26 protein-coding genes and 2 tRNA genes are annotated in these 24,890 nt (G+C 67.3%); 5 read left to right on the top strand and 23 right to left on the bottom strand.

Features of this window, described 5'->3' with window-relative positions:
• Positions 1-55 precede the first annotated feature (55 nt).
• From thrB to AMK33_RS10365, 6 genes are all read right to left on the bottom strand, one after another.
• A complete protein-coding gene (gene thrB / locus AMK33_RS10390) occupies positions 56-973 on the bottom strand; it encodes a homoserine kinase (protein WP_073932486.1) in 918 nt (305 codons plus the stop codon).
• Positions 974-1,334: 361 nt separating this feature from the next.
• Entirely contained in the window at positions 1,335-2,393 is a 1,059-nt protein-coding gene (gene thrC / locus AMK33_RS10385) for a threonine synthase (RefSeq protein ID WP_073932485.1), read from the bottom strand.
• Between the two features lie 6 nt (positions 2,394-2,399).
• Positions 2,400-3,692 (bottom strand): homoserine dehydrogenase, encoded by a 1,293-nt coding sequence (locus tag AMK33_RS10380; RefSeq protein WP_073932484.1) that lies wholly within the window; start codon positions 3,690-3,692, stop codon positions 2,400-2,402.
• 158 nt (positions 3,693-3,850) lie between these two features.
• Positions 3,851-5,242 (bottom strand): diaminopimelate decarboxylase, encoded by a 1,392-nt coding sequence (gene lysA / locus AMK33_RS10375; RefSeq protein WP_073932483.1) that lies wholly within the window; start codon positions 5,240-5,242, stop codon positions 3,851-3,853.
• Positions 5,243-5,264: 22 nt separating this feature from the next.
• A complete protein-coding gene (gene nrtL, locus AMK33_RS10370; RefSeq protein ID WP_073932482.1) occupies positions 5,265-6,239 on the bottom strand; it encodes an ArgS-related anticodon-binding protein NrtL in 975 nt (324 codons plus the stop codon).
• Positions 6,240-6,319: 80 nt separating this feature from the next.
• A complete protein-coding gene (locus AMK33_RS10365) occupies positions 6,320-6,802 on the bottom strand; it encodes a response regulator (protein ID WP_201263003.1) in 483 nt (160 codons plus the stop codon).
• Positions 6,803-6,938: 136 nt separating this feature from the next.
• Here AMK33_RS10365 and AMK33_RS10360 point away from each other — a divergent pair.
• Together AMK33_RS10360 and AMK33_RS10355 are read left to right on the top strand one after the other, a co-directional pair.
• Positions 6,939-7,010 (top strand) — tRNA-Arg (locus tag AMK33_RS10360).
• Positions 7,011-7,352: 342 nt separating this feature from the next.
• Positions 7,353-7,961: a hypothetical protein gene (locus tag AMK33_RS10355; RefSeq protein ID WP_143203816.1), complete on the top strand. Its 609-nt coding sequence runs from the start codon at positions 7,353-7,355 to the stop codon at positions 7,959-7,961.
• A gap of 72 nt (positions 7,962-8,033) precedes the next feature.
• Here the strand turns inward: AMK33_RS10355 and AMK33_RS10350 are convergent, their stop codons facing one another.
• From AMK33_RS10350 to AMK33_RS10290, 14 genes are all read right to left on the bottom strand, one after another.
• Positions 8,034-9,407: a tyrosine-type recombinase/integrase gene (locus tag AMK33_RS10350; RefSeq protein WP_073932479.1), complete on the bottom strand. Its 1,374-nt coding sequence runs from the start codon at positions 9,405-9,407 to the stop codon at positions 8,034-8,036.
• On the bottom strand, positions 9,404-9,574 hold the full coding sequence (locus AMK33_RS10345) for a helix-turn-helix transcriptional regulator (protein WP_006134823.1): 171 nt from the start codon (positions 9,572-9,574) through the stop codon (positions 9,404-9,406). The genes AMK33_RS10350 and AMK33_RS10345 overlap by 4 nt, the downstream gene beginning before the upstream one ends.
• The gene (locus tag AMK33_RS10340; RefSeq protein ID WP_073932478.1) at positions 9,574-10,950 is read right to left on the bottom strand and encodes a replication initiator; all 1,377 of its coding nucleotides are present in this window, start codon (positions 10,948-10,950) and stop codon (positions 9,574-9,576) included. The genes AMK33_RS10345 and AMK33_RS10340 overlap by 1 nt, the downstream gene beginning before the upstream one ends.
• A gap of 101 nt (positions 10,951-11,051) precedes the next feature.
• Complete coding sequence (locus AMK33_RS10335) at positions 11,052-11,357, bottom strand: SpdD-like protein (protein ID WP_073932477.1); 306 nt, start codon at positions 11,355-11,357, stop codon at positions 11,052-11,054.
• Positions 11,358-11,377: 20 nt separating this feature from the next.
• Complete coding sequence (locus AMK33_RS41305; RefSeq protein WP_006134826.1) at positions 11,378-11,533, bottom strand: hypothetical protein; 156 nt, start codon at positions 11,531-11,533, stop codon at positions 11,378-11,380.
• A gap of 15 nt (positions 11,534-11,548) precedes the next feature.
• Positions 11,549-11,728 carry a mobile element transfer protein gene (locus AMK33_RS10330; protein ID WP_073932476.1) on the bottom strand — a complete coding sequence of 60 codons (180 nt, stop codon included), beginning with the start codon at positions 11,726-11,728 and terminating at the stop codon, positions 11,549-11,551.
• 15 nt (positions 11,729-11,743) lie between these two features.
• Positions 11,744-12,442: a DUF2637 domain-containing protein gene (locus AMK33_RS10325; protein ID WP_073932475.1), complete on the bottom strand. Its 699-nt coding sequence runs from the start codon at positions 12,440-12,442 to the stop codon at positions 11,744-11,746.
• Positions 12,443-12,466: 24 nt separating this feature from the next.
• Positions 12,467-12,679, bottom strand: a complete 213-nt coding sequence (locus tag AMK33_RS10320; protein ID WP_073932474.1) for a hypothetical protein — start codon at positions 12,677-12,679, stop codon at positions 12,467-12,469.
• Between the two features lie 83 nt (positions 12,680-12,762).
• Complete coding sequence (locus tag AMK33_RS10315) at positions 12,763-14,127, bottom strand: FtsK/SpoIIIE domain-containing protein (RefSeq protein ID WP_073932473.1); 1,365 nt, start codon at positions 14,125-14,127, stop codon at positions 12,763-12,765.
• A gap of 5 nt (positions 14,128-14,132) precedes the next feature.
• Positions 14,133-14,480, bottom strand: a complete 348-nt coding sequence (locus AMK33_RS10310) for an SCO3933 family regulatory protein (RefSeq protein ID WP_073932472.1) — start codon at positions 14,478-14,480, stop codon at positions 14,133-14,135.
• Positions 14,481-14,660: 180 nt separating this feature from the next.
• Complete coding sequence (locus AMK33_RS10305; protein ID WP_073932471.1) at positions 14,661-15,482, bottom strand: protein phosphatase 2C domain-containing protein; 822 nt, start codon at positions 15,480-15,482, stop codon at positions 14,661-14,663.
• Positions 15,479-16,330, bottom strand: coding sequence for a sigma factor-like helix-turn-helix DNA-binding protein (locus AMK33_RS10300; RefSeq protein WP_073932470.1), 852 nt, complete (start codon positions 16,328-16,330; stop codon positions 15,479-15,481). Before AMK33_RS10300 ends, AMK33_RS10305 begins: the two co-directional genes overlap by 4 nt.
• Before the next feature lie 175 nt (positions 16,331-16,505).
• A complete protein-coding gene (locus AMK33_RS10295; RefSeq protein WP_073932469.1) occupies positions 16,506-16,895 on the bottom strand; it encodes an ATP-binding protein in 390 nt (129 codons plus the stop codon).
• 97 nt (positions 16,896-16,992) lie between these two features.
• Entirely contained in the window at positions 16,993-17,844 is an 852-nt protein-coding gene (locus AMK33_RS10290; RefSeq protein WP_073932602.1) for a helix-turn-helix domain-containing protein, read from the bottom strand.
• 493 nt (positions 17,845-18,337) lie between these two features.
• Here AMK33_RS10290 and AMK33_RS10285 point away from each other — a divergent pair, with 493 nt between their 5' ends.
• On the top strand, positions 18,338-19,111 hold the full coding sequence (locus AMK33_RS10285) for a type II toxin-antitoxin system death-on-curing family toxin (RefSeq protein WP_079194808.1): 774 nt from the start codon (positions 18,338-18,340) through the stop codon (positions 19,109-19,111).
• Positions 19,112-19,698: 587 nt separating this feature from the next.
• Here AMK33_RS10285 and AMK33_RS10280 read toward each other — a convergent pair.
• Together AMK33_RS10280 and AMK33_RS43250 are read right to left on the bottom strand one after the other, a co-directional pair.
• Entirely contained in the window at positions 19,699-21,834 is a 2,136-nt protein-coding gene (locus tag AMK33_RS10280; protein ID WP_079194807.1) for a DNA methyltransferase, read from the bottom strand.
• Complete coding sequence (locus tag AMK33_RS43250) at positions 21,815-22,624, bottom strand: hypothetical protein (RefSeq protein WP_235618040.1); 810 nt, start codon at positions 22,622-22,624, stop codon at positions 21,815-21,817. The genes AMK33_RS10280 and AMK33_RS43250 overlap by 20 nt, the downstream gene beginning before the upstream one ends.
• Before the next feature lie 132 nt (positions 22,625-22,756).
• On the opposite strand from AMK33_RS43250, the gene AMK33_RS42400 reads away from it, so the two are divergent.
• Positions 22,757-22,815, top strand: a tRNA-OTHER gene (locus tag AMK33_RS42400).
• 315 nt (positions 22,816-23,130) lie between these two features.
• A complete protein-coding gene (locus AMK33_RS10270; protein WP_073932467.1) occupies positions 23,131-23,826 on the top strand; it encodes an SMI1/KNR4 family protein in 696 nt (231 codons plus the stop codon).
• A 426-nt stretch (positions 23,827-24,252) separates the two neighbouring features.
• Here the strand turns inward: AMK33_RS10270 and AMK33_RS10260 are convergent, their stop codons facing one another.
• On the bottom strand, positions 24,253-24,666 hold the full coding sequence (locus AMK33_RS10260) for an ATP-binding protein (RefSeq protein WP_073932466.1): 414 nt from the start codon (positions 24,664-24,666) through the stop codon (positions 24,253-24,255).
• Positions 24,667-24,890 lie beyond the last annotated feature (224 nt).

The following is a 24,890-nucleotide window of genomic DNA, read 5'->3' as shown; positions in this document are numbered from 1 at the left end:
TTAACACTACCGGATCCAACAAACATTCCCCCTCTCCAAATCCGGCAACCGTGTGTCAGGTGGCGAGCGGAAGCACGCTCGCGCCCTGCGCGTCGAGACCGAGCCGGTTGGCGGCCCAGTCGTTGCCGGCCAGTGCTTCGACCTTGTCGGCCGTTTCCGCGTCCGCCAGCGCCATGACCGTGGGTCCGGCGCCGGAGATCACCGCGGGGATCCCGTCCCCCCGCAGCCGCTCCACCAGGGCGGCGCTCTCGGGCATGGCCGGGGCGCGGTACTCCTGGTGCAGCCGGTCCTCGGTGGCGGGCAGCAGCAGCTCGGGGCGCCTGGTCAGGGCCTCGACGAGCAGGGCGGCACGGCCCGCGTTGGTGGCGGCGTCGACATGCGGCACGGTGCGCGGGAGCAGACCCCGCGCGGTCTCGGTGAGAACCGGCTTCCCGGGCACGAAAACCACCGGAACGATGGAATCGGCGGGCTCCATCCTGATCGCCCGGGCCGCGCCGCGCTCCATCCAGGACAGGGTGAAACCTCCCAGCAGGCAGGCCGCGACGTTGTCGGGGTGGCCCTCGATCTCGGTGGCGAGTTCGAGGAGCGCGGTGTCGTCGAGCCTGGCCTCGGCGCCTATGGTCACGGCGCGGGCGGCGACGATGCCGGCGCAGATGGCGGCGGAGGAGGAGCCCAGGCCGCGGCCGTGCGGGATGCGGTTGGCGCAGACGATCTCCAGGCCGCGCGGCTGTCCGCCGAGCAGGTCGAAGGCGGTGCGCAGGGAGCGTACGAGGAGATGGCGCTCGTCGCGCGGGAGGGTCTCGCCGCCCTCACCGGCGATGTCGATGTGCAGTCCGGAGTCGGCCACCCGGACGACCACGTCGTCGTAGAGACCCAGCGCGAGGCCGAGGGCGTCGAAGCCCGGGCCGAGGTTGGCGCTGGTGGCGGGGACGCGCACCCGGACGGCGGCGGCGCGGAACGCGGGACCGGCCATCGCTCGAAGACTCTCCTTGAGCTGCGTGACTGTCGAATGACATTCGAGGGACGTGAGGGGACGTGTGGGGACGTGCGGGGGCGTACGAAACCCCCTGGGATCGCCGCCGACCGGGGTGGCCGGCCGCTTTCCGGGCCGCTCCGGGCCGCTTTCCGGACCACGGAGACGCCGCGATACCGCGGCATATGCGGCGGGCGGGTCCGGTACAGCCTATCGAAGGAAGGTTCAGTGGCGACATAGGGCGCACAGGAGGCGCACGATGCGTGTCGCAAGCCCCCTGTGCACCCCCTGTGGAGAACTTCCCCAGGTGGACGCGCTCTTACGCCCGCTTTGCGGGCCCGGTCGCGTCCGGCCGCCCGTGCTAGACCAGGCCGAGCCGCTCGGCGGCGGTCGCGGCGTCCACGGGGACGGTGACCGGCTGCGGGGCGCCGGCGACGGCCCAGTCCGGGTCCTTCAGACCGTTGCCGGTGACGGTGCACACGATCTTCTGCCCCGGATCGACCTTGCCCTGCTCGGCGGCCTTCAGCAGACCGGCGACCGACGCGGCGGACGCGGGCTCGACGAAGACGCCCTCCTGCGAGGCCAACAGCCGGTAGGCGCGCAGGATCTCACGGTCCGTCACCTCGTCTATGGCGCCGCCCGACTCGTCCCGCGCGGCGAGCGCGAAGTCCCAGGAGGCGGGGTTGCCGATGCGGATGGCGGTGGCGATGGTCGACGGGTCCTTGACGACCTCGCCGCGCACGATCGGCGCGCTGCCGGAGGCCTGGAACCCCCACATGCGCGGCTTCTTCGTGCTGACCCGATCGGCGGCGTACTCCTTGTACCCCTTCCAGTACGCGGTGATGTTGCCCGCGTTGCCCACCGGCAGGACGTGGATGTCGGGCGCGTCGCCCAGCATGTCCACGATCTCGAAGGCGGCCGTCTTCTGGCCTTCTATCCGTACCGGATTGACCGAATTGACCAGCGCCACCGGGTAGTTGTCGCTCAGCGCGCGGGCCAGCGTGAGGCAGTCGTCGAAGTTGCCGTCGACCTGGAGGATCTTCGCCCCGTGGACCAGCGCCTGCCCCATCTTGCCGAGCGCGATCTTGCCCTGCGGCACGAGGACGGCGGACACCATGCCCGCGCGCACCCCGTACGCGGCGGCGGAGGCGGAGGTGTTGCCGGTGGAGGCGCAGATGACCGCCTTGGCCCCCTCCTCCTTCGCCTTGGAGATGGCCATGGTCATGCCCCGGTCCTTGAAGGACCCGGTCGGGTTCGCGCCCTCGACCTTGAGGTGCACCTCGCAGCCCGTGCGCTCGGAGAGCACCTGCGCGGGCACGAGCGGCGTGCCGCCCTCGCGGAGCGTCACGACCGGCGTGGTGTCGGATACCGGCAGCCGGTCCCGGTACTCCTCGATGATTCCGCGCCACTGGTGGGTCATTGCTGGTTACTCTCCTTCAACCCGCATGATGCTGGCGACACCGCGCACGGTGTCGAGCTTGCGCAACGCCTCGACGGTCCCGCCGAGGGCCGCGTCGGACGCACGGTGCGTGACGACGACGAGGGAGGCCTCACCGTCCTTGCCCTGCTGGCGAACCGTATCGATCGAGACACCGTGCTCGGCGAACACGGTCGCGACCTGGGCGAGAACACCCGGTTTGTCGGCCACGTCGAGGCTGATGTGGTACCGCGTGACGACCTCGCCCATCGACGAGACGGGCAGCGCGGCGTACGCGGACTCACCGGGCCCGGTCGTCCCGCTGATCCGGTTGCGCCCCACGGCGACGAGGTCACCGAGCACGGCGGAAGCGGTCGGCGCACCACCGGCACCGGGCCCGTAGAACATGAGCTGGCCGGAGGCGTCCGACTCGACGAACACCGCGTTGTAGGCGCCGCGCACGGAGGCCAGCGGATGGCTGAGCGGAATCATCGCCGGATGCACCCGCGCGGTGACCGACGCCCCGTCCTCGGCCCGCTCGCAGATGGCGAGCAGCTTGATGGTGCAGCCCATCTCCCTGGCGGAGGCGAAGTCGCCGGCGGTGACCTCGGTCATGCCCTCGCGGTGCACGTCGTCGAGCCGCACCCGCGTGTGGAAGGCGATCCCGGCGAGGATGGCGGCCTTGGCGGCGGCGTCGAACCCCTCGACGTCGGCGGTGGGGTCGGCCTCGGCGTACCCGAGCGCGGTGGCCTCGTCGAGCGCCTCCTGATAGCCGGCGCCCGTGGAGTCCATCTTGTCGAGGATGAAGTTGGTGGTCCCGTTGACGATGCCGAGCACCCGGTTGACCTTGTCACCCGCGAGGGACTCCCTCAACGGCCGGATCAGCGGGATGGCGCCGGCGACGGCGGCCTCGTAGTAGAGGTCCTTGCCGTGCTCCTCGGCGGCGGCGTGCAGCGCGGCGCCGTCCTGGGCGAGCAGCGCCTTGTTCGCGGAGACGACGGACGCGCCGTGCTCGAAGGCGGTGGTGATGAGCGTACGGGCGGGCTCGATCCCGCCGATGACCTCCACGACGATGTCGAGGTCGCCGCGTTTGACGAGCGCGGTGGCGTCGGTGGTGACCAGGGCGGGGTCGATCCCCTCGCGCACCTTGTCGGGCCGCCGCACGGCCACGCCGGCGAGCTCCACCGGGGCCCCGATCCGGGCGGCGAGGTCGTCGGCGTGCGTCGTCATGATGCGCGCCACCTCTGAGCCGACCACTCCACAGCCCAGCAGCGCCACCTTCAGCGGACGCGTACGCATCATCCGACCTCGTTTCCTGATTACCGTCTCGGTTGCACCAGTCTCACTCACCGGACGGGACTTTCTGCGCTATGTCCGGATCGTGAGACATCTATTTCATTTTCACGACCGGGGTGACAGAAGATCTTCCGCCACCCGGCCGGTGTTCTTGTCGTCGCCGCTCATCCGACGTCGAGCCGGAGGAGATCCTCCTCCGTCTCCCGCCGCACGATCACGCGCGCCTCGCCGTCCCTGACGGCGACGACGGGCGGACGCAGCACATGGTTGTAGTTGCTGGCCATCGACCGGCAGTACGCCCCGGTCGCGGGGACGGCGATGAGGTCCCCGGGTGCCAGGTCCCCCGGCAGGAAGGCGTCCTTCACCACGATGTCACCGCTCTCGCAGTGCTTGCCGACGACCCGGCACAGCATCGGCTCGGCGTCGGAGACACGGGAGGCGAGGGAGACGCTGTACTCGGCGTCGTACAGCGCGGTCCGGATGTTGTCCGACATCCCGCCGTCCACGGAGACGTACGTCCGCAGCCCGTCGAGCGGCTTGACGGTGCCGACCTCGTAGAGCGTGAAGGCGGTGGGCCCGACGATGGCCCGCCCCGGCTCGACGGAGATCCGGGGCGTCGTCAGCCGCGCGGCCTCGCACTCCCGGGTGACGATCTCGGTCAGCGCCTTGGCGATCTCGTGCGGCTCGCGCGGGTCGTCGTCACTGGTGTACGCGATCCCGAGCCCACCCCCGAGGTCGATCTCGGGCAACTCCACGCCGTGCTCGTCCCGGATGTCCTTGAGCAGCCCCACCACCCGGTGCGCGGCCACCTCGAACCCGGACATGTCGAAGATCTGCGACCCGATGTGGGAGTGGATCCCGATGAGCTCGAGACCGTCCAGCTTCAGCGCCCGCCGCACGGCCTCCGCGGCCTGCCCGCCGGCCAGCGGGATGCCGAACTTCTGGTCCTCGTGGGCGGTGGCGATGAACTCGTGCGTGTGCGCCTCGACACCCACGGTGATACGGATCTGCACCCGCTGCCGCGTGCCCAGCTCCTGCGCGATGTGCGCGACCCGGACGATCTCCTGGAACGAGTCGAGCACGATCCGCCCGACCCCGGCCTCCACGGCCCGCCGGATCTCCGCCACGGACTTGTTGTTGCCGTGAAAGGCGATGCGGTCGGGGGACATCCCGGCGGAGAGCGCGGTGGCGAGCTCGCCCCCGGAACAGACGTCGAGATTCAGCCCCTCCTCGTCCAGCCACCGCACGACGGCCCGGGAGAGGAATGCCTTGCCGGCGTAGAACACGTCGGCGTCACTGCCGAAGGCGGTACGCCAGGCCCGCGCCCGGGCTCGGAAGTCGTCCTCGTCGAGGACGTAGGCGGGCGTGCCGTACTCCTCGGCCAGCCGCTTGACGTCGATCCCGCCGACGGTGAGCACACCGTCCGTGTCACGCGTGACGGTCTCGGCCCACACCTTGGAGTCGAGGGCGTTCAGGTCGGTGGGCGGTGCGGAGTAGTGCCCCTCGGGAAGGACGTCGGCGTGACGGGGCCCGGCGGGGTGTGCGGAACGGCTCATGTCAGTGTCTCTCTGGACTCTCTCAGAGGTGATCGGGTGCGTCGATGCCGAGCAGGGACAGGCCACCGGCCAGCACCGCCCCGGCGGCGTCGGCGAGCGCGAGCCGGGCACGGTGGGCGGCCGAGGGTTTCTCCTCGCCGAGCGGCAGCACGGCGGGAAACAGCGGCGTCACGGCGTCGGCGACGGCGACGAGCTGCCGGGCGAGCCGGTCGGGCGCACGGTGGGTGGCGGCGGCGACGAGGACACGGGGGTGGTCGACGAGGACCTGGAGCAGCGGCTGGGCTCCGTCCACGGCACCGGGCTCGGGACCGAATCCGAGGTCGGCGGCGTTCCGCAGGAGCGCCCGGGTCCGGGCATGGGCGTACCGCACCCGGAACAGCGGATTGCTCTCCCGCTGCACCAGATGCTCGTCACCGATCCGGGGCCGGTCGTGCGGGGCGGGGTACAGCAGGGCCCAGCGGCCGGCGTCGGTACCGAGGCGGAAGGGGTCGGCGGGCGCGGGAACGGGCCGGACGACGATGCCGTCGTGGTCGTCGACGCGAACCACGGCACCCTGCGACCGAAGAACACGAACGAGAGCCTCGACCTGGACGACGGCACGCACATCACGGGCCGACCGCAGCCGGACGGTGTGATCACTCAGGACGTCACTGTGCCCGTACCGGGATCCGCACCGCAGAACCTCGCGAACAAGCCCGGCGGGTTCTCCTGCGTCGGCGAGGCTGATGTTGATGAACCCGGGTCCGGTGACGACGACGTCATCGATGCCGTCGGAGCGCAGAAGACGAGGCCTGAGAATCTCGGCGACCCTCTGAGCCGGCTGCCCGGCCGGCCGCGCGAGCTGAAGGGCGACATTGGTCGCGTAGTCCCCGCACCCTCCGGGCCCGGGAGGCGCGACACGAACCTTCTCAGGCAGAGCCACCACCCTCAGCTCCCCCTCATCGACGGCACGGCGCACCGCGTGCAGCACGGTGCGGGAGAGCTCGACGGGGGTCACGGGACAAGCGTAGGGGAGGAAGGGGGTGGGTAGACGAATGAGTTAGGTCGCGATTCCGAGATGTGGACGACCGCCGGATCTCACCCTCCGGCATGACCGGCGGCCGGCTCGGCGTCACCGGGCCCACGAACCCGCCCGAGGGGACCGAGGATCAACCGCTGGACGAGCCGGACGAGCTCCCCGGGCTCGAAGGGCTTGGCGAGGAAGGCGTCCACTCCCACATCGAGCCCGCTCTCGATCTCGTACTGGGTACAGGCACTGACGATGACGAGCGGGAGATGACTGGTCCGAGGGTCCGTACGCAACCGGGCCGCGGTCCGGAGTCCGTCGAGCCGCGGCATGACGACATCGAGGGTGACGAGGTCGGGCCGCACCTGATGGACGACTTCCAGACACTCGGCACCATCGGCCGCGGTCACGACCTCGATGCCCTCCAGCTCGAGGTTGACCCTGATCAACTGCCGGATGACCTTGTTGTCGTCCACAACAAGAACCCGGCCCGATGCGCCTGGCACAACTCGAGAGTAGGTCGGACCCGGCCACCACGTCCGGCGTTTCCCCACTTCCGCCCCGCACGGGCGACACCCCGCACTCCGGACCGACCCCGGCCGGCTGTCGCCTGCTGCGAAAACGGGTTCATGACCACCCCCCGGGAGCTGGTAATGTTCTACCCGTCGCCGCGATCACCGCGACGGACACGCCCCCGTAGCTCAGGGGATAGAGCAACGGCCTCCGGAGCCGTGTGCGCAGGTTCGAATCCTGCCGGGGGCACCTTGGATTAGGTGCCTAAAGACCCCGTCACCAGCGGAAACGCTGCGAGCGGGGTCTTCGCGTATGTGCAGGCGGGTGCAGCCCGGAGCGGCCGCATGTCGGGGTCTGTGGACTATTCGTGGACAGGATCTTGAGGCGTCTGCCCAGGTCAGCCCCGACAAATGGCGGGCCCCCTGAGCGGGTCAAGAGACCGGGCAGCAAGCGCCACACGGGGTGGGCCGTCGGCGGTGCCATGCCGGCAGCAACTCCCCCTGCCGATCATCAGCGACTGGAGCGAGCGACGCGGGTGCGTTGGCTACCGTCTGCACATCAAGGGAACTCATCTGAGCCCAGGGGGTGGAGATGTCCGGCGCGACCATCTCTGTGATCGTCGCAATCGTTGGTGTAGGTGGCACGTTGGCTTCGGCAGTGATCACTCAGGTCCTCGCTCAGCGGGCGGAGTTGCGGAGGCTGGAGCAAGAAGAACGGGTCCGTGTCACAGAGCAGCAAGCTTCTGAAGATGAACGCAGGATCGATCAGCTCCGGAGCTGCTACGTTCTGCTCAACGCCCATGATCGTCACTACAGAGACGCGATGCTGGCGTACGCGTACGCACTGAGATCTGGACCTGCCGACGCGGAAGCAGCGGAAGTGAGCAGTGCGCGGCGTACCCAACGAGATACCCGTGCTGAAGCTCAGTTGGTGGCAAGCGACGCGGTTCTTGAGCTTGAGAGCAAAGTGAACGCTCAGCTCACGGTCGCCTACAGGAACCTGATGGAGCTAGCGGGTAAGCCAGACTCACCCGATCGTCAGGCGAAGCTCGCCCAGGTCATTGGTCTCTTGGACTCGCTCACCCCGCAGCAGGGGCACGTGCGAGCGCTCATGCGTCTGGAGGTACGTGCCACCCAAGAGCTTCCGAACTGGTACAACCCCGATCTCGGGCTGGCGACACACCAGCAGATCAGCTCCTGACGATCTACAGCTGCGTTGCCAAAAATGTGGGCCCTCGGAGGTTCCAAGGGCCCACATCTGTCGCAACAGTGATCACTCGTACTCGCGCAACAACTCCTCGATCTTGCGGTTGACGATCTCCTGTCGTCCGTCGATGCACTTGGCATAGCGGCTCAGCAGGACCTCAACGCTGTTGCCCGCACGCTCGGCGACCTCCGTCGGGTCCACCCCGGAGTTGAGCCAGGTCGACAGTGCCGAGTGCCGGAGGTCATACGGGCGAGCCGCGAGCGGTGAGGCGACCGCGGCCGGCGGAAGCGCCAGCGCACGAGCCTCCTGCCAGACGCGGTAGTACGTCGAGGAGCCGACCACTCCCCCACGCTCGTTGGTGAACAGCCGTCCGTCCTCGGCGGTGCCGAACGTGTCGAGGTGCTGCCGGAGGATGGCGACGAGCTGGGGTGGGATCGGGACGAGCCGGACCTCTTCCGCCGGGCGGTTCTTGAGGCCCCGGTCGTCATGGGTCTCACCGGAGTCCGTCCACTGCTTGCCGACGCTGGGACGCGTCCGGTTCAACAGCACCGTCCCCCAGCCGACCTCGGGCAGTTTCAGGTCCGCATCGGTGAGGCCGACGGCCTCAGCCGGACGCAAGGCGCCGTAGTACATGCAGGCGAACAGGCCGACGAGTCGGCGACCACGCGCCCGGCCGTACCCACCGACGTACGAGACCGCAGTCAGCAGGGAACGGGCCTGCGCGGGATTGGCGACGACCCGGGGATCAACTTCCCCGGCCACCTTCGGTTTCTTCCAGCGGATGCCCGTGATCGGGTTCTCTTTGAACTCCCCGAGGTCCACTGCATAGTGCAACGCGTTGACGAGTGTCCGACGCTTGCGCCGGACGGTCTCCGCGGCTGCCGCCGTCCCGTCGAGCTTCAGCTTGAGCGAATCCAGGACGGCCCTGCCGATCGCGGCGTCACCGAGGTCCGAGAGCGGACGCGACGCCTTGGCCACCCAGTGCAAGGTGTTCGCGATCTCAGTCGGCAATTCACGCTCGTCCGGTCCGGGAAGGACGAAGGCCCAGTTACGGAGCGCCCTCCTGATCAGTTCCTCGGACGGCTGTCCCGGACGATCGTCAAGAAGGGCCATCGTCACGGCGGTCAGGGCCTCGTTGATCCCGTTGCGCGTGTTCGGCGCCGCGTGCGGCCACTTCATGGCGAGGTACTTCTGAGCGAAGGCGTACCAGGTCATCGAGGCTGCCTTTTCGACCATCGAATCGGGCAGCCCTGTATCTGTGTCGAACTCTTCGCCGGCATGAGCGGCGCGAAGCAACTTGGAACGGTAATGGTCCGCAAGCCCCTTAGTGCGGAACTGTTCGGAGAACACGCTCCCGGCAACGGTCCACCGGACGTCATAGGACGACTTCTTGGTGTTCCTCTTCCGAACACCCCACACCTTTACGTCGAGAGACTTCATGCCGCCGCCTCCAACTGCCGCAACCAGGCGGTGAAGTCACTCCGCCACACCCGGAGCTCCCCGTTGGGCAGCTTGAACGCAGCGGGGCCCTGCCCCAGCTCTCGCCACCGGTAGAAAGTACGGCGGGACACACCACCCAGCTCTGCGAGGATCTGCGGGACGGTCATCAATTCGTCACGTCGGTGGTCCACGCCGGTTCTCCTTCCGTGTCGTCGTCTGTCAGGGCTGCGGGAGAAGGGATGCCGTGAGCGATGAGGTGTTCTGCAGCGGTCAGTCCGGTGCCGGCGAAACGCCAGTGCGAGAGGACGAGCACGGTGTCCGGGTCGGGCAGCGGGTGGCCGGCCTCGGCCGCGCGTTCGCGGGCCAGGGCTTCGTTGTGGTCGGCGCGTTCCTGGCGGAGGGCGCCGAGGGTGACGGAGTAGGCGCGGGACTTGGTGGAGAAGTGGCCGCGGAAGCCGAGCATGTGGGCCCACTTGCGCAGGCGCAGGTCTTCGAGTTCGGGCAGGGCGCCGAGGTGCCAGCAGGTGAGGATCATGCGCCGGGCGTGGTCGGTGACGCCGGAGCCGATCAGGTCCGTGATGGGGTTGCGGATGGGCCGGTCGAGGGTGCCCGCGGTCTCGGCGCCCTTGGTGGCGTACTTGGCGATGTAGGCCGCCACGGCGCGGCTGGACAGTTCCGAGGTGCCCGCGAAGTCGGCCGAGCGGATGGGGCGGATGTCGAGCTGTTCACCGAAGCGGAAGGCGTACGCACGTCCGTCGAGGACCGGGCCGGGTGTCTCGGCCGTCCGCGCCGCGGAGCGGATCGCGTCGGTGAGCAGTTCGGTCGTGGCCCAGGCCGGCGGGGCGTCCTCGGCGCCGTCCGGCCCGTCGAGGCGGATGACGGCGTGGAAGTGGATGGCGCCGCGCCGCTGGTACTCGGCGACCTTGGCGTACGAGAGCTTGAGGCAGTGGCGCAGCGCCGAGCGGCTGAGGCCCGCGCGGGAGGCGAGTTGCTGGCGCAGGTAGGTGGTGAAGCGGCCCCACAGGGCCCCGGCGTGCGCGTTCCACAGGACGGCCTCGCGGTAGTCGTAGCGGTCCGGGTCCAGGGGCGTGCCGAGGGCGGGGTCGTCGTCCGAGTGGAGGCGTCCGCAGCGGCACCGGCCGCCGCCGGGGCGGTTGTGGACGGGGCCGAAGGATGGGGCGGTGAAGGTGGCGAAGACCCGCGGGTGCTGGGCGACGGACGGGCCGATGCCCTTGCCGCCGCTCAGCCCGGCGGTGACGAGGTGGAAAGTGTCTTTGCGGTAGATCTCGGCGCAGGAAGCGCACCGGGTAGCACGGCGGTTGTTGCAGCGGATGAGGAGCTGTCCGGCCGGGAGGTCACGGTCGGCGAGCTCGCGGACGATCTCGCCAGTGGCGGCGTGGACGTCGAGCCGGTGACCCTCCATCCGTACGGGCCGCTCGCAGCCGCCGAGGCGCTGGATCTGGTGGGCGTAGGCGCTGAGGTCGCCGTGCAGGGCGAGTGCTGCCAGCTGGCGGATGGCTGCGGTCGGAGCCGCAGGACGCATGTGCGGGTTCCTCCTTGAAGAGAGCGGACGTGCGGTGTGAGCGCCCGGCCTGTCGAGGGGGCTAGACAGCATGGGCAGGCCGGGCGGGCGGAGCAATGAGGTCAGCGGCGGGTGAGGACGGAGCGGATGACGACGGCGCACACGGCCACGGACGTGGCGGTGAGGGCGACGGCGAGGAGCATGGAGACCAGGACGGCGCCGACGACCAGGACCACGGCGGTGCCGCCGCCGACGAGGGCGAGCGCGGTGCCGGGCGTGAGCCGGACGGCCGGGCGGTTCGGGGCCGGGGTGACGTGGGCCGGCGGCGGAGCCGGGGTGCCCGGCGTGATGGTGGTCGTTTCGACGACGGCGGGCGGGGCGGCCGGGCCGGTGGGCTGCGGCATGGTTGGGACCTTCGGTCGGAACATGAGCGTTCTCCCTTCGCGGGTCATTTGAGGGCGGGGTCTATGACGGGGGCGAGCAGGCTGTCGGCGAGGAGGTAGCCGCCGAGGAGCAGCACGGCGATGAGCCACCAGGGCGGGCGGATGAGCTTGACGCCGAGGACGCCGACGACGAGCAGGGCGAGCCAGAGCGGAACGTCCACTTCGGTGGCCTCCTGTCAGGCGGAGCAGCGGTGGGTACGGGCGGCCAGTTCAGCGGCGGCGCGGCTGTCGTACTCGGCGGAGAAGTCGCAGCGGGGCGCGGTGCAGGCGGCCAGGTGGCGGTTCCGGCCGCGGTCGACGTACGAAGCGACGTTGACGGGGCCGATGCGGCGGACGTTGCGGAAACGGGGGTTCATGGTGGTGCTCCTCTCTCAGAGGTGGGCGGCGACGGATGCGGTCATGGACGGGGGCAGGCCGAGCCGGGCGCGCACGGCGTCCGGGTCGGCGGGGTGACCGGTGGTCGAGCGGTGCTCGTCGGCCAGGGCCCGGACGCGGTCGACGAGGGCGGGCGGCAGGGCGACGGCGGGGGCCGGAGTAGGAACCGGTTCGGCAGTGGGCTTCGGAGCCGGGCCGGGGTCGATGGAGGACGCCGGCAGCGCCTCACGGTCGGGCCGGTCGACGGCAGACGGAACGGCGCGCGGCTCCGCAGGGGTGTCCGCTGCCGAGGGGGCCGGGGCCGCTGGTGTTTCCGGGGTGTGCGGAGCGTGGGCCAGCAGCGTGCCGCCGAAGAAGGCGATGGCGGGCCAGCCGGCAACCGTCACGCGGAGCCAGGCCGGTACGTCGTCCAGGTCGAGGAGCCCGGCCGTGGCGACGTTGGCGCCGAGGGACGCGGCCAGGGCCACCAGGAACCACAGCCGTGGGCCACCGGCCGCCTGTCCTGCCCGCTGCAACTGGCGCATCCGGCGCCAGGCGGCGACCAGTAGCAGATCGACGCTCACGGGGTAGGCCCACGCCTTCCAGCCGGACTGTCCGGCCGCTTCGGCGAGGTCGTGCAGGTGGGCGAAGGACAGGGCACCGGCGATGACGGCCTGAACGATCACGGCGTCTACGCGGGCCAGGTGGGCACGCATCGGCTCGGTCTCCTTCCGGCGTGGTCAGTCGGTGGACTTGAGGGAGTCGGCGTGCTCGCGGGCGAGGCGGGCCACCTCGGCGGCCTCGGTGTCGCCGGGCGTGTGGTCGGCGATGCGCTCCAGCAGATCCGCCTTGCGGTCCATGAGCGCGGCGTACTCGGCGGAGGTCCGGTCCTGCCGGAGCGCGGCCAGGTCCGCGATGAGCGCGCTGACCTCGGCGATGGAGGGGCGTGACACAGGGCTTCCTTCCGGTTTCGGGCATGGGAGGGGTAGGGACATGGCGCGAGGCGGTCACGCCGGCCGTGGGAGAGGGAGTGCGGTTACTCGGTGGCCGGACGAGCGGTGGGCACCGCGGCGGGGAGCGAGGGTGGCCCGGCCGGTTCGGCGACGACGGGCCGGAAGGCGTCGAGGCGGGGCAGTTCCGGGACCAGGCCCGAGGTGTCGCGGCAGACTGCCGCCGCGTCGTCGAGGGTGAGGTGGGGTGAGCGGACGCGGGACCAGCCGCCGGAGGAGTCGCCGACGACCGCGACGCCGGGCCGTTCGGCCGGGATGGAGGTCGCGGCCAGTGCCGCTTCCGGCGCGATGTCGCCGAGCGCCATGTTGGCGGATGTCTCGTCGTTGACGCGGTGGCAGACCCGTCCGGTGAGCTGGGCGCGGAGCATGGTGGCGCCCTTGCCGAGTTCGGCGCCGAAGCGCTGCCCGCACACCTCCAGGTAGATGCCGGCCGCGCGGCCGAGCTGGGCAAGGCGGATGAGCTTGGTGACCATGGCGTCCCGCCGCTTCTCGTCGTCCTTGCTCGCGGCGAGGAAGAGTTCGGCGACCTCGTCGACAACGACCACGACCGGCACCGGCTGCACCTTCTCCGGCAGGCCCCAGACGTCCGAGGTGAGCACGGCGTCCGGACCGGTCCCGCCCGTCATGCCGATCAGGCGGAACCGTGCCTCCATCTCCTCCACCAGGACGTCAAGAAGGTCGTTCGCACGGTCCGGCGTGTCGGCGAGCGCCGACAACCGGGGTGCGAACGGCGCCAGTTCGACGCCCCATTTGCAGTCAATGCCGACGAGTGCGACGGGTTGCCGGGCCAGCCCGCACAGCAAGTTGCGCAGGTACACGGACTTGCCCGACTGCGTGGCGCCGAGGATCAGTTCGTGCGGCACGGTGCGGAAGTCCCGGACGTGCCAGTGCCCGTCCTCGCGCAGCGCCAGCGGCAGGGACAGCGGTTCGGTCCGCAGCCACCGCCGAGGAGGTCGGACGTCGGCCAGGACGTCCCAGCCGATCAACCGCAGCTCCAGCCGACCCGGCTTGGTGGGACGGACGTGCACGGCGTGCGCGCCCCAGGCGTGCCGCAGCCGGTCGGCCGAAGCGGTGAAGTCCTCGGGCGCCTGCCCGGCCGCCATGCGCAGCCGCATCACGAGCCCGGACCCAGTCGGCAGCGGCAGCGACCGGCGAGGCGGTACGGGAGCAGCCTGCCGCCCGATCATCCGGGCGGTGGCCCGGCGCATGGCCGAGGCAGGCACTGTCAGGCCGCAGGCGTCCATGGTGGCCCGGTATGTGGCGAGCACCCGCAGCGCGACGACCGGATACCCGACCAGCCACCAGAACAGGACCGGCAGCCGACGGCGCACCGCGACCAGCGCGGCCACCGCCGGCAGTGCCGGCACCAGAACCCACAGGGCATCGGTCATGACGCTCAGCCCTGCGCCGCGGCCGGAGTGCCGACCATGACAGCGTCCGCCCGGTAGGCGATGCCGTGCCGGGCACGGCCGCCGAACTCGCTCTCCCAGGGCCGGGCCACCAGCCCGGACAGGAAGACCGGCGCGCCCATGACCAGGCCCTCGCCGATGCCCTTCTCGGGAACGGTGACCTTGATCATGTCCGAGCCGCCCTGGGCGATGAACACCAGCTCCAGGACCATGAGCCGGTCGTTGGTGACCGGGTCCACGGCCACCTCACCGGTCTGCCGGTCCCTCACCTTGACCTCGGGCAGCTTCGTAACCAGCAGAGTGGCGGACGAGGTGTCCACGGGGATGACGCGCATTGTGTGAACCTCACTTGATCGGGCGTCCGTCACGGACGCCGAGCCGTTGAATACCCCCCTAGACAGCACAGGGAGGAAGCCGCCCCAACTGTCTAGGGGGGTTGACGGCTACCGTAACCCGACGCTCCGTCAACTGTCTAGAGGGGTATACGAGCAGCCCTTGAAGGCCACCCGGACGCGCTACGGGAGCACCCAGTGAAGGACCGTCGCGTCGTCGCTTGCCTTGCCGCGCGGCCAGCGCTGCCCGTCGAGGTCGCCGTTCTCCGCCTCCCGTACGTGGCGGATCAGTTCGTCCGGGCCGGAGGAGCCTAGGACGGCCAGCACCTCTCGCCAGTCGACGAGGGCGAATTGGTCGACGAGGCGTGTGACGCCGTCGCTCATCAGCGTCACGGACGCCAGCGACTCCAGCAACACCGTTCCCGTGAGGGCGTGTTCGGCCGCCCGCGGTTCGGGGCCGGCGATCCAGAAGCCGCCCGGCCGGTTACGGAGCCCAGTCAGGGCGTCGCGGTACTCGGCCAGGGCGGCAGCGTGTTCAGGTGAGCCGGTGGGCAGTTCGTCGACCGGCGCGCGCAGCCGTTCACCGACCTCGTCCAGGCGCTGGTCGGTGACGGCAGTCGTCTTCCCGTCCCTGTCGGCGAGGAGGAGAGTCGAGTCACCGAGGACGAGGTACTCCAGAGCTCCCCCACCGGCCCGGACCGCGACGACCGTACTGGTCGGGCTGGCCCGATAGGCCAGGTCACAGGTGTCCTCGTGCAGCGAACGGACGTCCCGGATCGCGTCGGCGAGGCAGTCAATGAGCGGCCGGGCGGGGTGTGCCGTGATGCTGCTCAGCAGCAGCCCGCCCAGCGTCGAGGAGAACCAGGCGACACCGTGCACACAACCGGTCTCCGCCCCAGCCACACTGGCACCGTCGAGGAGGACGGCCACGCCGGGGGCGACGGCCGCGAAGTCCTCGTTCTGCTGGCCCGGTTCGGCAGGCAGGGAGCCGAGGGCGACGTTCACGCCGTCGTCTCCTCGTCGTGCAGGTAGAGGGGGCAGAGCAGTTCGACGGACTGCGGTTCGTCGGTCTCGGGGTCGTACTCGACGCTCACCAGCGTGGAGAAGTGCCGCTCCCCCACCTGCCCCCACAGCGCCCCGAGGTCCGAGGCAAGCAGGTGCACGACACCGAGGGAGCCCGCCGTGTGAATGCCGGCGATGGCGAGCACCGAGCCGTTGCCGTCCGGGCGGGGCAGCCTGCCGAGGTATCCCACATCGTGCGGGCGGCGCGGTTCGATGTCCGCTCCCGCGTGGTACGCCGTGCCAGTGCGCCGGTCCACCAGGGCCCACGGTTCGCCCTCCGGATGCTCCCAGCCGAGTACCGGGTCCTGGGCGTACAGGTCACTCATGACCTGGGACATGCCCGGCCCGCAGACGACGACCAGGCCGTCACGGTTGAGGTCGACTTCACCACTCACGAGTACGTGGCCGGAGCTGACACTGAGCCCGTACGTCTTCGCCAGCTCCTCCAAGCGCTTCCCGGAGTTCACGTCGGCCATGGCAACGACCGGGCGCTTCTTCACGTCGTCCCACCGCAGCGGAGTCACGACCGTGACGGCACCCGTGCCGAGGAAGGCCCCCTCAGGTGCCGGCCCTGTATGCCGGATCTGATGAATCCGCCCGCGGCTCAGGCCGGCCTTCTCGGCGATCTGCGCATAGGACAGTCCCTGCGCGTGGAGGTCCTGGACCACACGGCGACGGAGCCGGGCAAGTTCGGTCACCTCCTGCTGCGCGTCGGCCAACCTTGTCGTGACCTCACGCAGGAGCAGGTACGGATCATCGATCGCCATGATCCGCTGCAACTCGTCCGACATGACCACACCTCCCAGAAGTACCCAGGAGTCTAGGGCCCTAGACGGAATGGGCGGCAGGCGCCGTCCCGTACGACCGCCGACCACGAAGAACCGGGACCGCCGCCGGGGCACACCCCGCGGACTCACCCGCCACCGCCCGCAAGGCAACCGCCGGCTATCGACGAGCGGAGCGCGGTCACGCGCCCTCCCATGCCAGCTCGGCCCATACGGAACGCCCGTCGGGCCAGTTCTTCACGCCCCAGTCCTTGGCGCAGGACGCAATCAGCAGCAGCCCGCGCCCGCCCTCCTCCTGACTGGTCACGTCGCACAGGTGCGGCACACGCTCGCCGCCCTGGTCGACCACCTCGATGCGCACGAGGCCGCCACCGAAGCCGACGATCACGAGGAACCAGCCGCCGGCCGAACCGCTCCGCGAGTGCCGCACGGCATTGGTCGCCAGCTCGCTGACGACCAGGACGGCGTCATCGACCGGACCCTCCTCGGCGATCATGGCGGCCACGAAGTGACGGGCCTGGACCACTTGCTCAGCCAGGCCGGGGAAGGCACGGCACCACTTGGTACGCATGGCAAGCTCCTTGTCTGCGTCTAGGGGTCTAGACAGCGCAGCGGCAGAGTATTCCTATGCGCGACCAACAGGCCAGGCATGCAGAGGAATTATTCCTCTAAGGGGTGACGATGTCTCCCAGCTCGCGGAACTCCTTCATCACCCGCAACAGCAGCTCCCGCACCTCGCCCCCGAAGACGGCAGCCCGCTCGAAACGACCGAACGCTTCCTCGCACGCGGCCAGCTCGGCGGGGTCGACCGACACCCGCTCCCCGGCGAACGCCTCGATCACGACCGCCCGTTGGTCGCACAACGTGAACCCGTGAGGAGGCAGAAGCGGCACCGGCCGACGCCAAGGGACGACCCCGAGCCGTACCGTGCTCAGACTCTCGACGGCCAGCAGCCGGTCGAGCTGGGCAAGCATCAGCGCGGGAGTCCCCGGCCAGGTCCGCAACACCGCTTCCGTCAGCACGAACACCGACTTACGCCCCGGCTCGTACAGGACGCTCTGCCGCTCCACGCGGGCAGCGACAGCCCGACCGACCGCCTCAGGAGTGGAGTTGGGCGCACTCTCGAAGACGTGCCGGGCGTACTCCGCACTCTGGAGCATGGCCGGCAGAACAACGCACTGGAACGACCGCACCAGCCGAGCGGACCGCACCGCTTCATCGAGGACAGCCCCAGCGGGAGCTTCCTCACCGGATATCGGACCGGAGTCCGTGGCAGCCTCCACGGCGACCAGGAGGTCACGCACCTCACGCGCGGTCGAGTCGTCGAGGCCGAGGGCACGCGAGAGCCGATCCAGTACGTCAGGACTCGGCACCATGCGCCCGGTCTCGACCTTGGAAACGGTCGGTTGCCCTACACCGGCCCGTTGCGCCAGCACGGCACCCGTCAGGCCGGCCTCAGTACGCAGCCCTCGAAGACGCACCCCGAGCGCCTTCATCCGCTCCCGCCGCTCACTCCCCATACTCAGGGTTCTACACCACGAGACAGCGGTGACCGGGTACATGAGCCTCAGTGATCACCGAGCGCCCCGAGCGTGATTCAAACTTTCTCTACTGGTTCAAGGCCCGCGCACGGCGCGGGCGCGCGCCGCCTCTGCGGCGCGGCCTGCCTCCTGTCTTCGCCCCGGCTGGCCGCGCCCGGCGGCGCGCTCGGCGGCTGCGGGCAGAAGTGGGGAGACACCCTCTGTGGCTGGGGCGGCCGGCTCCACGGCTTTAGGCAGCCACTTTGGGGCGAGCCTCCAAGATCATGGCCCCAACGTCGTGCTTCAACGGGCAGGTCCACAGACTGCCCGACGCGCCGGAAGCTTACGGGGCCATGATCACTCGCCCCAAAGCAGCTCCAGCCCAAAGCCGCTCCGCCGACCTTGCGTAGCGCGCAGACCGACAACATCCATCCGCGCTGTGAAGCAACATGGCAGACTAGGCGTGACGCTGATCACAGGGGGTGGTTAACTAATGGCCCGAACTGCATACTCTGGCTATTACATTGCACTTACCGTCGAAGAAGTATTGACGGTTCGCAAACGACTCGCAGAAAGCAATCTCGGCTCTCACGACTTCGGCGGAAACCGCCCATTGGACGCCAACAAGCTATCTTCGGCAGTGGAGCGCCAGAACACTGGGATGAGTGACGCATCAGGGGTGTTCAGGGAAAAATACGAACGACCTCACGAAAAGGTCGCCACCCTCTTTTACGGGATCGCAAAGAGTCACGCCTTCGAAAACGGAAATAAGCGCACAGCACTGGTCTCCAGCCTGGTTGCACTTGAACGCAATGGATTTGACCTGTGTAACACATCAGAGGACGACCTGTACACGATGGCTACTTCCATCGTGGCAGGCAACTTCCCCCTACTCAAGAATGAGAGACGAGACCCCGACGCCGAGGTACGCGCGCTAGCCAGCTGGTTCCGAAGCCGCATGCTTCGACAGACATTCGGTGATCGCACGATGACCTTCAAGGACCTAAGGAAGATCCTCAGCGCCCACGGTTGCACCTTTGATCAACCAGACAGTAACTTCATCAAGATCAGACGAGGGGCGCAGGTCGTAAAGACCGGCTACCCACGGAGCAACTTCGACGTGGCTGTCTCTGAAATTAAGCGTATCCGTCAGCAATTGGGTCTACACGAGCTCGGCAGCAGTCGAGAATTCTACGACATAGACAATGCTGTCGATCAATTCGTAGACGAATATCGGTACGTTCTTTGGCGACTCGCCGATGCCTGATTGCATCTCCCCCACAGTGTGACATTGATGTTCACCGCTGAACCCAATAGCCGCAGGTAACAAGGGCCCTGGGCACACCGCAGTTTGTCTCCCTGTCGCTTGGGCCCTGTGGCCACTGCCTGAACGAAATCCTTAGTGCAGGTGCACACGCACGAGCGCCCTCCCAGGTCATCCTAGGGCCGCGGGAGGGCGCTCAACGTTGACCAACGTCGACAGCTACTGACAACGCAGCAGCAGGTCAGAAGTTTGCTCGATTAGGAGGCCGCGATTCACGGCCGTCGGTGATCAGTTGCGGCTGAGTTGGCATCTATCGGCCGGCCTCACGCTCAGGTCGCTCTGGCGCTAGGCCAACCAACCGGACAAACCTGCGGGAACCTGTCGTGTCGAAGCTACTATCGTCGACGAAATGGCGCCTTCTAGCGTAGGCGCCGGTAAGACCTTGCGCCCTCCAAGGTCAGCCGCTGCCGACTGACCATGCCAGAAGCCCACGGCACCTGGGCTCGCCAGAAGTCGTGAGATTTGTCAGGCTCTCTGGTCAGCCGCGCCAATGAACCAGTGCACCTTCGTCTAACACGTCCGGCTGAATCTCACACTGACGCAGCATCGCAAAGACGTGCCACGCTCACCTCAGCCAGAGAGTCAGCCAACTCTGCTAGTGCAGCAAGCTCCAGACTCTGGTCGAGCGTGTGGGTTGCAAGGACGTGACCACGGATCACCGACCTAACATCACCAATGCCAACTTGAATTCCGGATCTCTTCAATTCAGTGAGGAGCCTCTCCCCCTGTGTAACCGCAGCTTCCGGCGATACCTGACCCGGACGGCATGCTCCTCGTCTCCGGCAGACGACGATTGAGTCGAGGTTAGAGGGCTCCTTACCTCCCTTTGTGACGCTGGTACTCATCTCACCCTTGATCGGTTGAATGGCCGTAACAAAAAGACCAGCATCAGCTAGAGCCTTGACGAGGCTAACCCACCCCGACAGTCGAGCTTGGTGGAAAGTGAAGGCGAGCAAGCCGTCCGGCTTTAGCACTCGCTCACACTCTTTCCATACTCGCGAGATTGCGTCACCGAACTGCCAAGGATCGGCGCTCTGCACTTCGTCCGAGCTCCTCGTCGTTTCCCCAGACGCAGGGTAGTCCGAGAACGGCCTCATTTTGAGGAGCCATGCATGAAAGAAATCGGCAAGCTCCGAATAATGGACATTATCCATGTATGGAGGATCGGTGATGATCAGGTCTACAGATTCAGAAGGGATGTCAGTACGAGATGAGTCGCCATTCCGAATATAGATTTGACCGGGCCCGAGTCCCTGATCCGGCCATGTGCGAACCAGTTGGCCGTCGATAGGTAGCGATACGCCCGCCACCCTCTTCACCTCACCATCGACCAGCAACTGATCAACGGGTTCAGCCTTGTATTCGTGCGCCCGAAGGATGCGGCTTCGGAAAAGAGTAGAGAACGACCCGGATGAGGCTGGCGTGCCCCAAGGATGCGCTTCGAGCGGGATGCGTTCAGGCTTCAGAATGTGATGACTGAACATGTGCCTGACTGCGCCAGTCCCCTCTCCCTTGAACGAGCAAAACATGTTGTTGAATTCAAGGGTCCCCGAGAATAGGGCAACCAAGGCTTCGCGCTCGGCATCTCCTGCCTGAACATCGCGAATCGCTGCACCAAGCAAGCCTAGCGAATAGAGTTGCCGCTCATTGAAAAATTGTCGCCACTCCGAGAAACCCCATCGCATCGCTTGACGAGTATTCTCTCCGGGATCGAGTCGCCCGACTGGCAGAACAAGACTGTTCTCTTTTTCCCTGAGTAGCTCAACACATTCTTCATACAGGGAGACGTCGAATGCAGTAATCGGCTCGTACCGCTTCACACCGTCTTTACCCAAGACAAGCTTGGCGAACATCTGCCGCTTGGGAGTTTTACCTCCCAGGGCATCAAGAACCTTGGAGACATGTCCGTTAGGGCACGTCATCTGGCTACGATTGACTGCGCCGGCGCGTCCGAACTCGTGCCCATTACGACACTTCGTCGCCTCGAAGTCATATCGTCCGGTTTGAATATCTAGACACGTCGGGCAAACGATCTGAGCCTCGGGCACCCTTTTGGGGTACGCATGCTGCGAGAAGACGTGGGTTGAGAAGAGTCGAGTTGTTTCTTGGCATCCCGGGCAAAGGGCCAACGAAACCCAGAAGTAGTAAAGGACCGTCTCGCCGGTGTCACTGCGGTGCACGCGGTCAATCTCTTCACGGCACCTTGCTTCAACTAGCTTAAAGGCCCGCTGCAGTTCAGACTGCTCCCAACGCTGTACCGCTTGCCGCTGGACGAGCGTCGCAACCGGGTTAATGTCCGAGCCGATAGCACTCGCGCCGAGTTTCGCCGCCTCAACGAGCGTAGTGCCAGATCCTGCGAAAGGATCAAAAACTACCAAGCCACTCAGATCAGTAGGGTTACTATACGCCTTCATGGCGTCATCTCCCGACTCAGTGACTGCAGCCGTCATGATTCCACGAAATACACTACCCAAGCGCTTGGCCCACCACTTATGCGTGCTCGTAGCCGGCCTATGAACTTCCTTACGCCACGATTCATTCTCTGCGATTGCGCTAAGCTCGACTGCAGGAAAGCAAGTTTCCAGGGCAGATGAGATCGGGATACCTTTACGGCCTGGCGCGCCAACACCAGAGAGAGCCGGGAAGTCAGGGATTGGATAGTTCATCGGTCGTCTCATCCAGTGGGAGCTGTCGCGGAAGTCGTCGCGCGGGTTTCATAACGACATCACCAGCCGAATCACCTACTTCTCTGTAAGCGGCGAAGTTACGAGTAGTTCCCGCTGTGGGATTATCCGCCAGTTCGGTGCACAAGGTGTTGTCGCGAAAGTCAAAGCTATACTTCGTGGCGATTCTATCAGCATCGGTGCGGGTGAGGCGACCAACCTGGCGCAAGCGGTCAACTCCGTCAAGTACTTCTTCTTCGGGAGCGATCAGCGTGCAGTTGGAAGTAAGGCCGTCCGCCAAGGCGTAAGGGGTAGGGGCAACGTACATTTTTCGATCACGTACCAGGATGTCGCCATAGGACCCAAAGTCGCGAAAACTATCATTCTTATGGATGTAATCATGATGAGCGTTCAAGAAGTCGCCATGGCAGATGACTAGATCGAGAACGGGGAAGCGGTCCGCATCAGGCTTCTTCGGATAGCGGCCAAAAACATAGTAGACTGACCTCCCTTCATGCATTCCAGTAGCGAGTTGGCTATTGCAGTCGAAATCTAGCTGTCGCCCCGGGGTTTCTAGCCCTTTAACCTCGTACCCTTCCGGGTGATTGGTCATGATGTAGTCAGGGTACTTATTCCGCTTAGTTACTTCCCATGGAAAACCCGTCTCGGTAATGCGATGGCCAACCCAATCCTGGAAGTGAAACTCCTTGTCTCGCCTATTTCTCCGGTGAATCAAGTCACCACGCTGCATAGCCTCGTAGCAGGAGAGGAACACGTCCACTACCGTCACCATCGTCACAGTTGACCCATTTCGCGATCTATTGCCACTGCTCTGAGCTTGCCGAGCAACACTAGTGGCATCGTGGACTATCTGTGGACGGGTTGAGTCCATCGCGATCTACGCAGAGTCGTGACCAGCCGCTTTGCCCCCCTGTCAACCGGCCTCCGGAGCCGTGTGCGCAGGTTCGAATCCTGCCGGGGGCACACTGTGTAAGTGTGACCTGAACCCCGTCACCAGCGGAAACGCTGAGGGCGGGGTCTTCGCGTATGTGCGGGCGGATGCCGCCGGAAGCAGCCGTTTGTCAGTGATCGTGCTGTGACAGCGTGTTGTTCCTGGAGGGTCGAGCGGCAGTTCAGAGGTCATCTCGCAGGCCCTTGAGGGAAGTCCTGCGGACCACTCGTGGACAGGTCCGGTCAGGCAAGCCCGGCAGACCCCCAAGCTCAGCGGCCTGGGGCTTCGTCGTTGCTCCACGGGAAAATCCCGTGCCGGTACGGTGCGCGTCTCACTAGCGTGAGCCCGTGAGCGAAGACACGTGGGTGGGAGTGCGGGAGCGGGTGCTTCGGTTTGCCGAACACCCCGGAGCAGGAAAGATCTTCGGGGCACGGGGGCATGGCTTTCGCCTCGGTCCAGTCATGAGCGAAGAACAGGTCCGAGCCCTGGAAGCGGACCTGGGCGTCAGTCTGCCGGCGCAGTATCGGAGTTTCCTGCTCCGCGTCGGAGCAGGGGGAGCCGGCCCCGACTACGGCCTGATGACACCGGCCATGGGCGACGGTGGGTGGCAGTGGCTCGGCATCGGGCTTGCCTTCCCCGCGCAGTCGACCACCGCCGAGTTCGCCGGACGCCCCTTCGTGGCCGAGGCACTGCAAAACGAGCTCGCCGCGGTCGAGACACAGGAGCCCACGCCGGACGCCTTTGCGACCGACGAGGAGTTCAGTCGCGCGCACGCGGCCTGGGATGCACGCTACGAGGAGCTGTACGACGCCCAGGAGGCGGGGGCGGTGTTCCTCAGCGAGCAGGGATGCGGCTACGCGTCGCTGTTGGTGATGACGGGCCCGCACCGAGGTGCCATCTGGGAGGATCTGAGGCCTATGGACCGAGGAATCGAGCCGACCGGGCATGACTTCGCGTACTGGTACCGAAGGTGGCTCGAGCGCACCGAGCGACAGCTCGAGACCTGGCAGGGTGAGGACGATGCAGTACTGCGAACGCCATGAAATGCACAACTGCGCCGACTGCGCTCCGCGCACGCCTCACGGCAGCGCACCTGTCACCAGCGAATGGGACGACTGGCCGGCAGCCTCGATCATCATCCACGCCAGCGGCAAGGCCCACCTTCCGGGCTGCACGCACATCACCCCGGCCGACATCCGACCGCCCCGCTACGGCTGGGTGCTCGCCCCCTCCCCCGGAGCATGGCGTCGTCTCGCTCCCTCCAGCCCGCTCCGTGCCACCCAGGGCAACACCGAGCGGGCGGCTGTGAGCCGCTGCGAGAGCTGCGACGCGACGCAATAGGGGCACTTTTGGGTGCGCGGGCCTCGGTCGGCGAGGGGCCTGCCCTTTCCAGCCGAGTTGGGGCAGCCGTTCGGACAGCACAGGCAGGGCCGTGCTGTCCGAACGGCTCGGCTGACTGCTCCGCCGAGTCAGCCGCCTTGGTGGAAAGAGAGGCCCGCGACCACGGATGTTCCGCGTGTGGGGCGGGGGCGTACGGTCCAGGCGGTGGCGAGGCGGTCGACGAGGAGTAGGCCCCGGCCGTTCTCGGAGTCCGTGTCCGGGTGGGCCAGCACGGGCTTGCCGGTGCCGGGGTCGGAGACGGCGAGCCAGTAGTGGCCGTCGGCGGGCCACAGAACGAGTTCGATCAGGTCCTCGTCCTCTTGGCAGGCCCCGTGGCGGATGGCGTTGGTGACCAGCTCGGAGGTCAACAGGCCCAAGTCGTCTCCCAGGTGCGGGCGGAGGACGTGCGGTAGCGATTCGGCGACGGCGTGGCGGGCCCTCCGTACGGAGGCGGGGTGGGCGGGGAAGTGCCAGTGGATAGGTACCAGGGGGATTTCGGGCATGACGAACTCCAGTGTTGTGTGAGGGGTTTGGGGCTCGCCGGTGGCCTACCGCCCTGGTCGCGGCACACCCGCCCCAGGGCAGGCGGGCATGCTCGCGCGGTGCGCTTCCGGCATTGCGGTGTGTAGCTTGCGCGATACTGACAGTAGAGCAGTCGGTGGTAAATTTCCCACGCGCTCAAGAGAATTCACCACGGAGAGGTACGGCGGCCTCCGAGTGCCGCTGA

The organism is Streptomyces sp. CB02400, from assembly GCF_001905725.1.
GTDB classification, from domain to species: domain Bacteria; phylum Actinomycetota; class Actinomycetes; order Streptomycetales; family Streptomycetaceae; genus Streptomyces; species Streptomyces atrovirens.
Note: the sequence above shows the minus strand (reverse complement) of the source record. Positions and strands in the feature narration are given on the sequence as shown.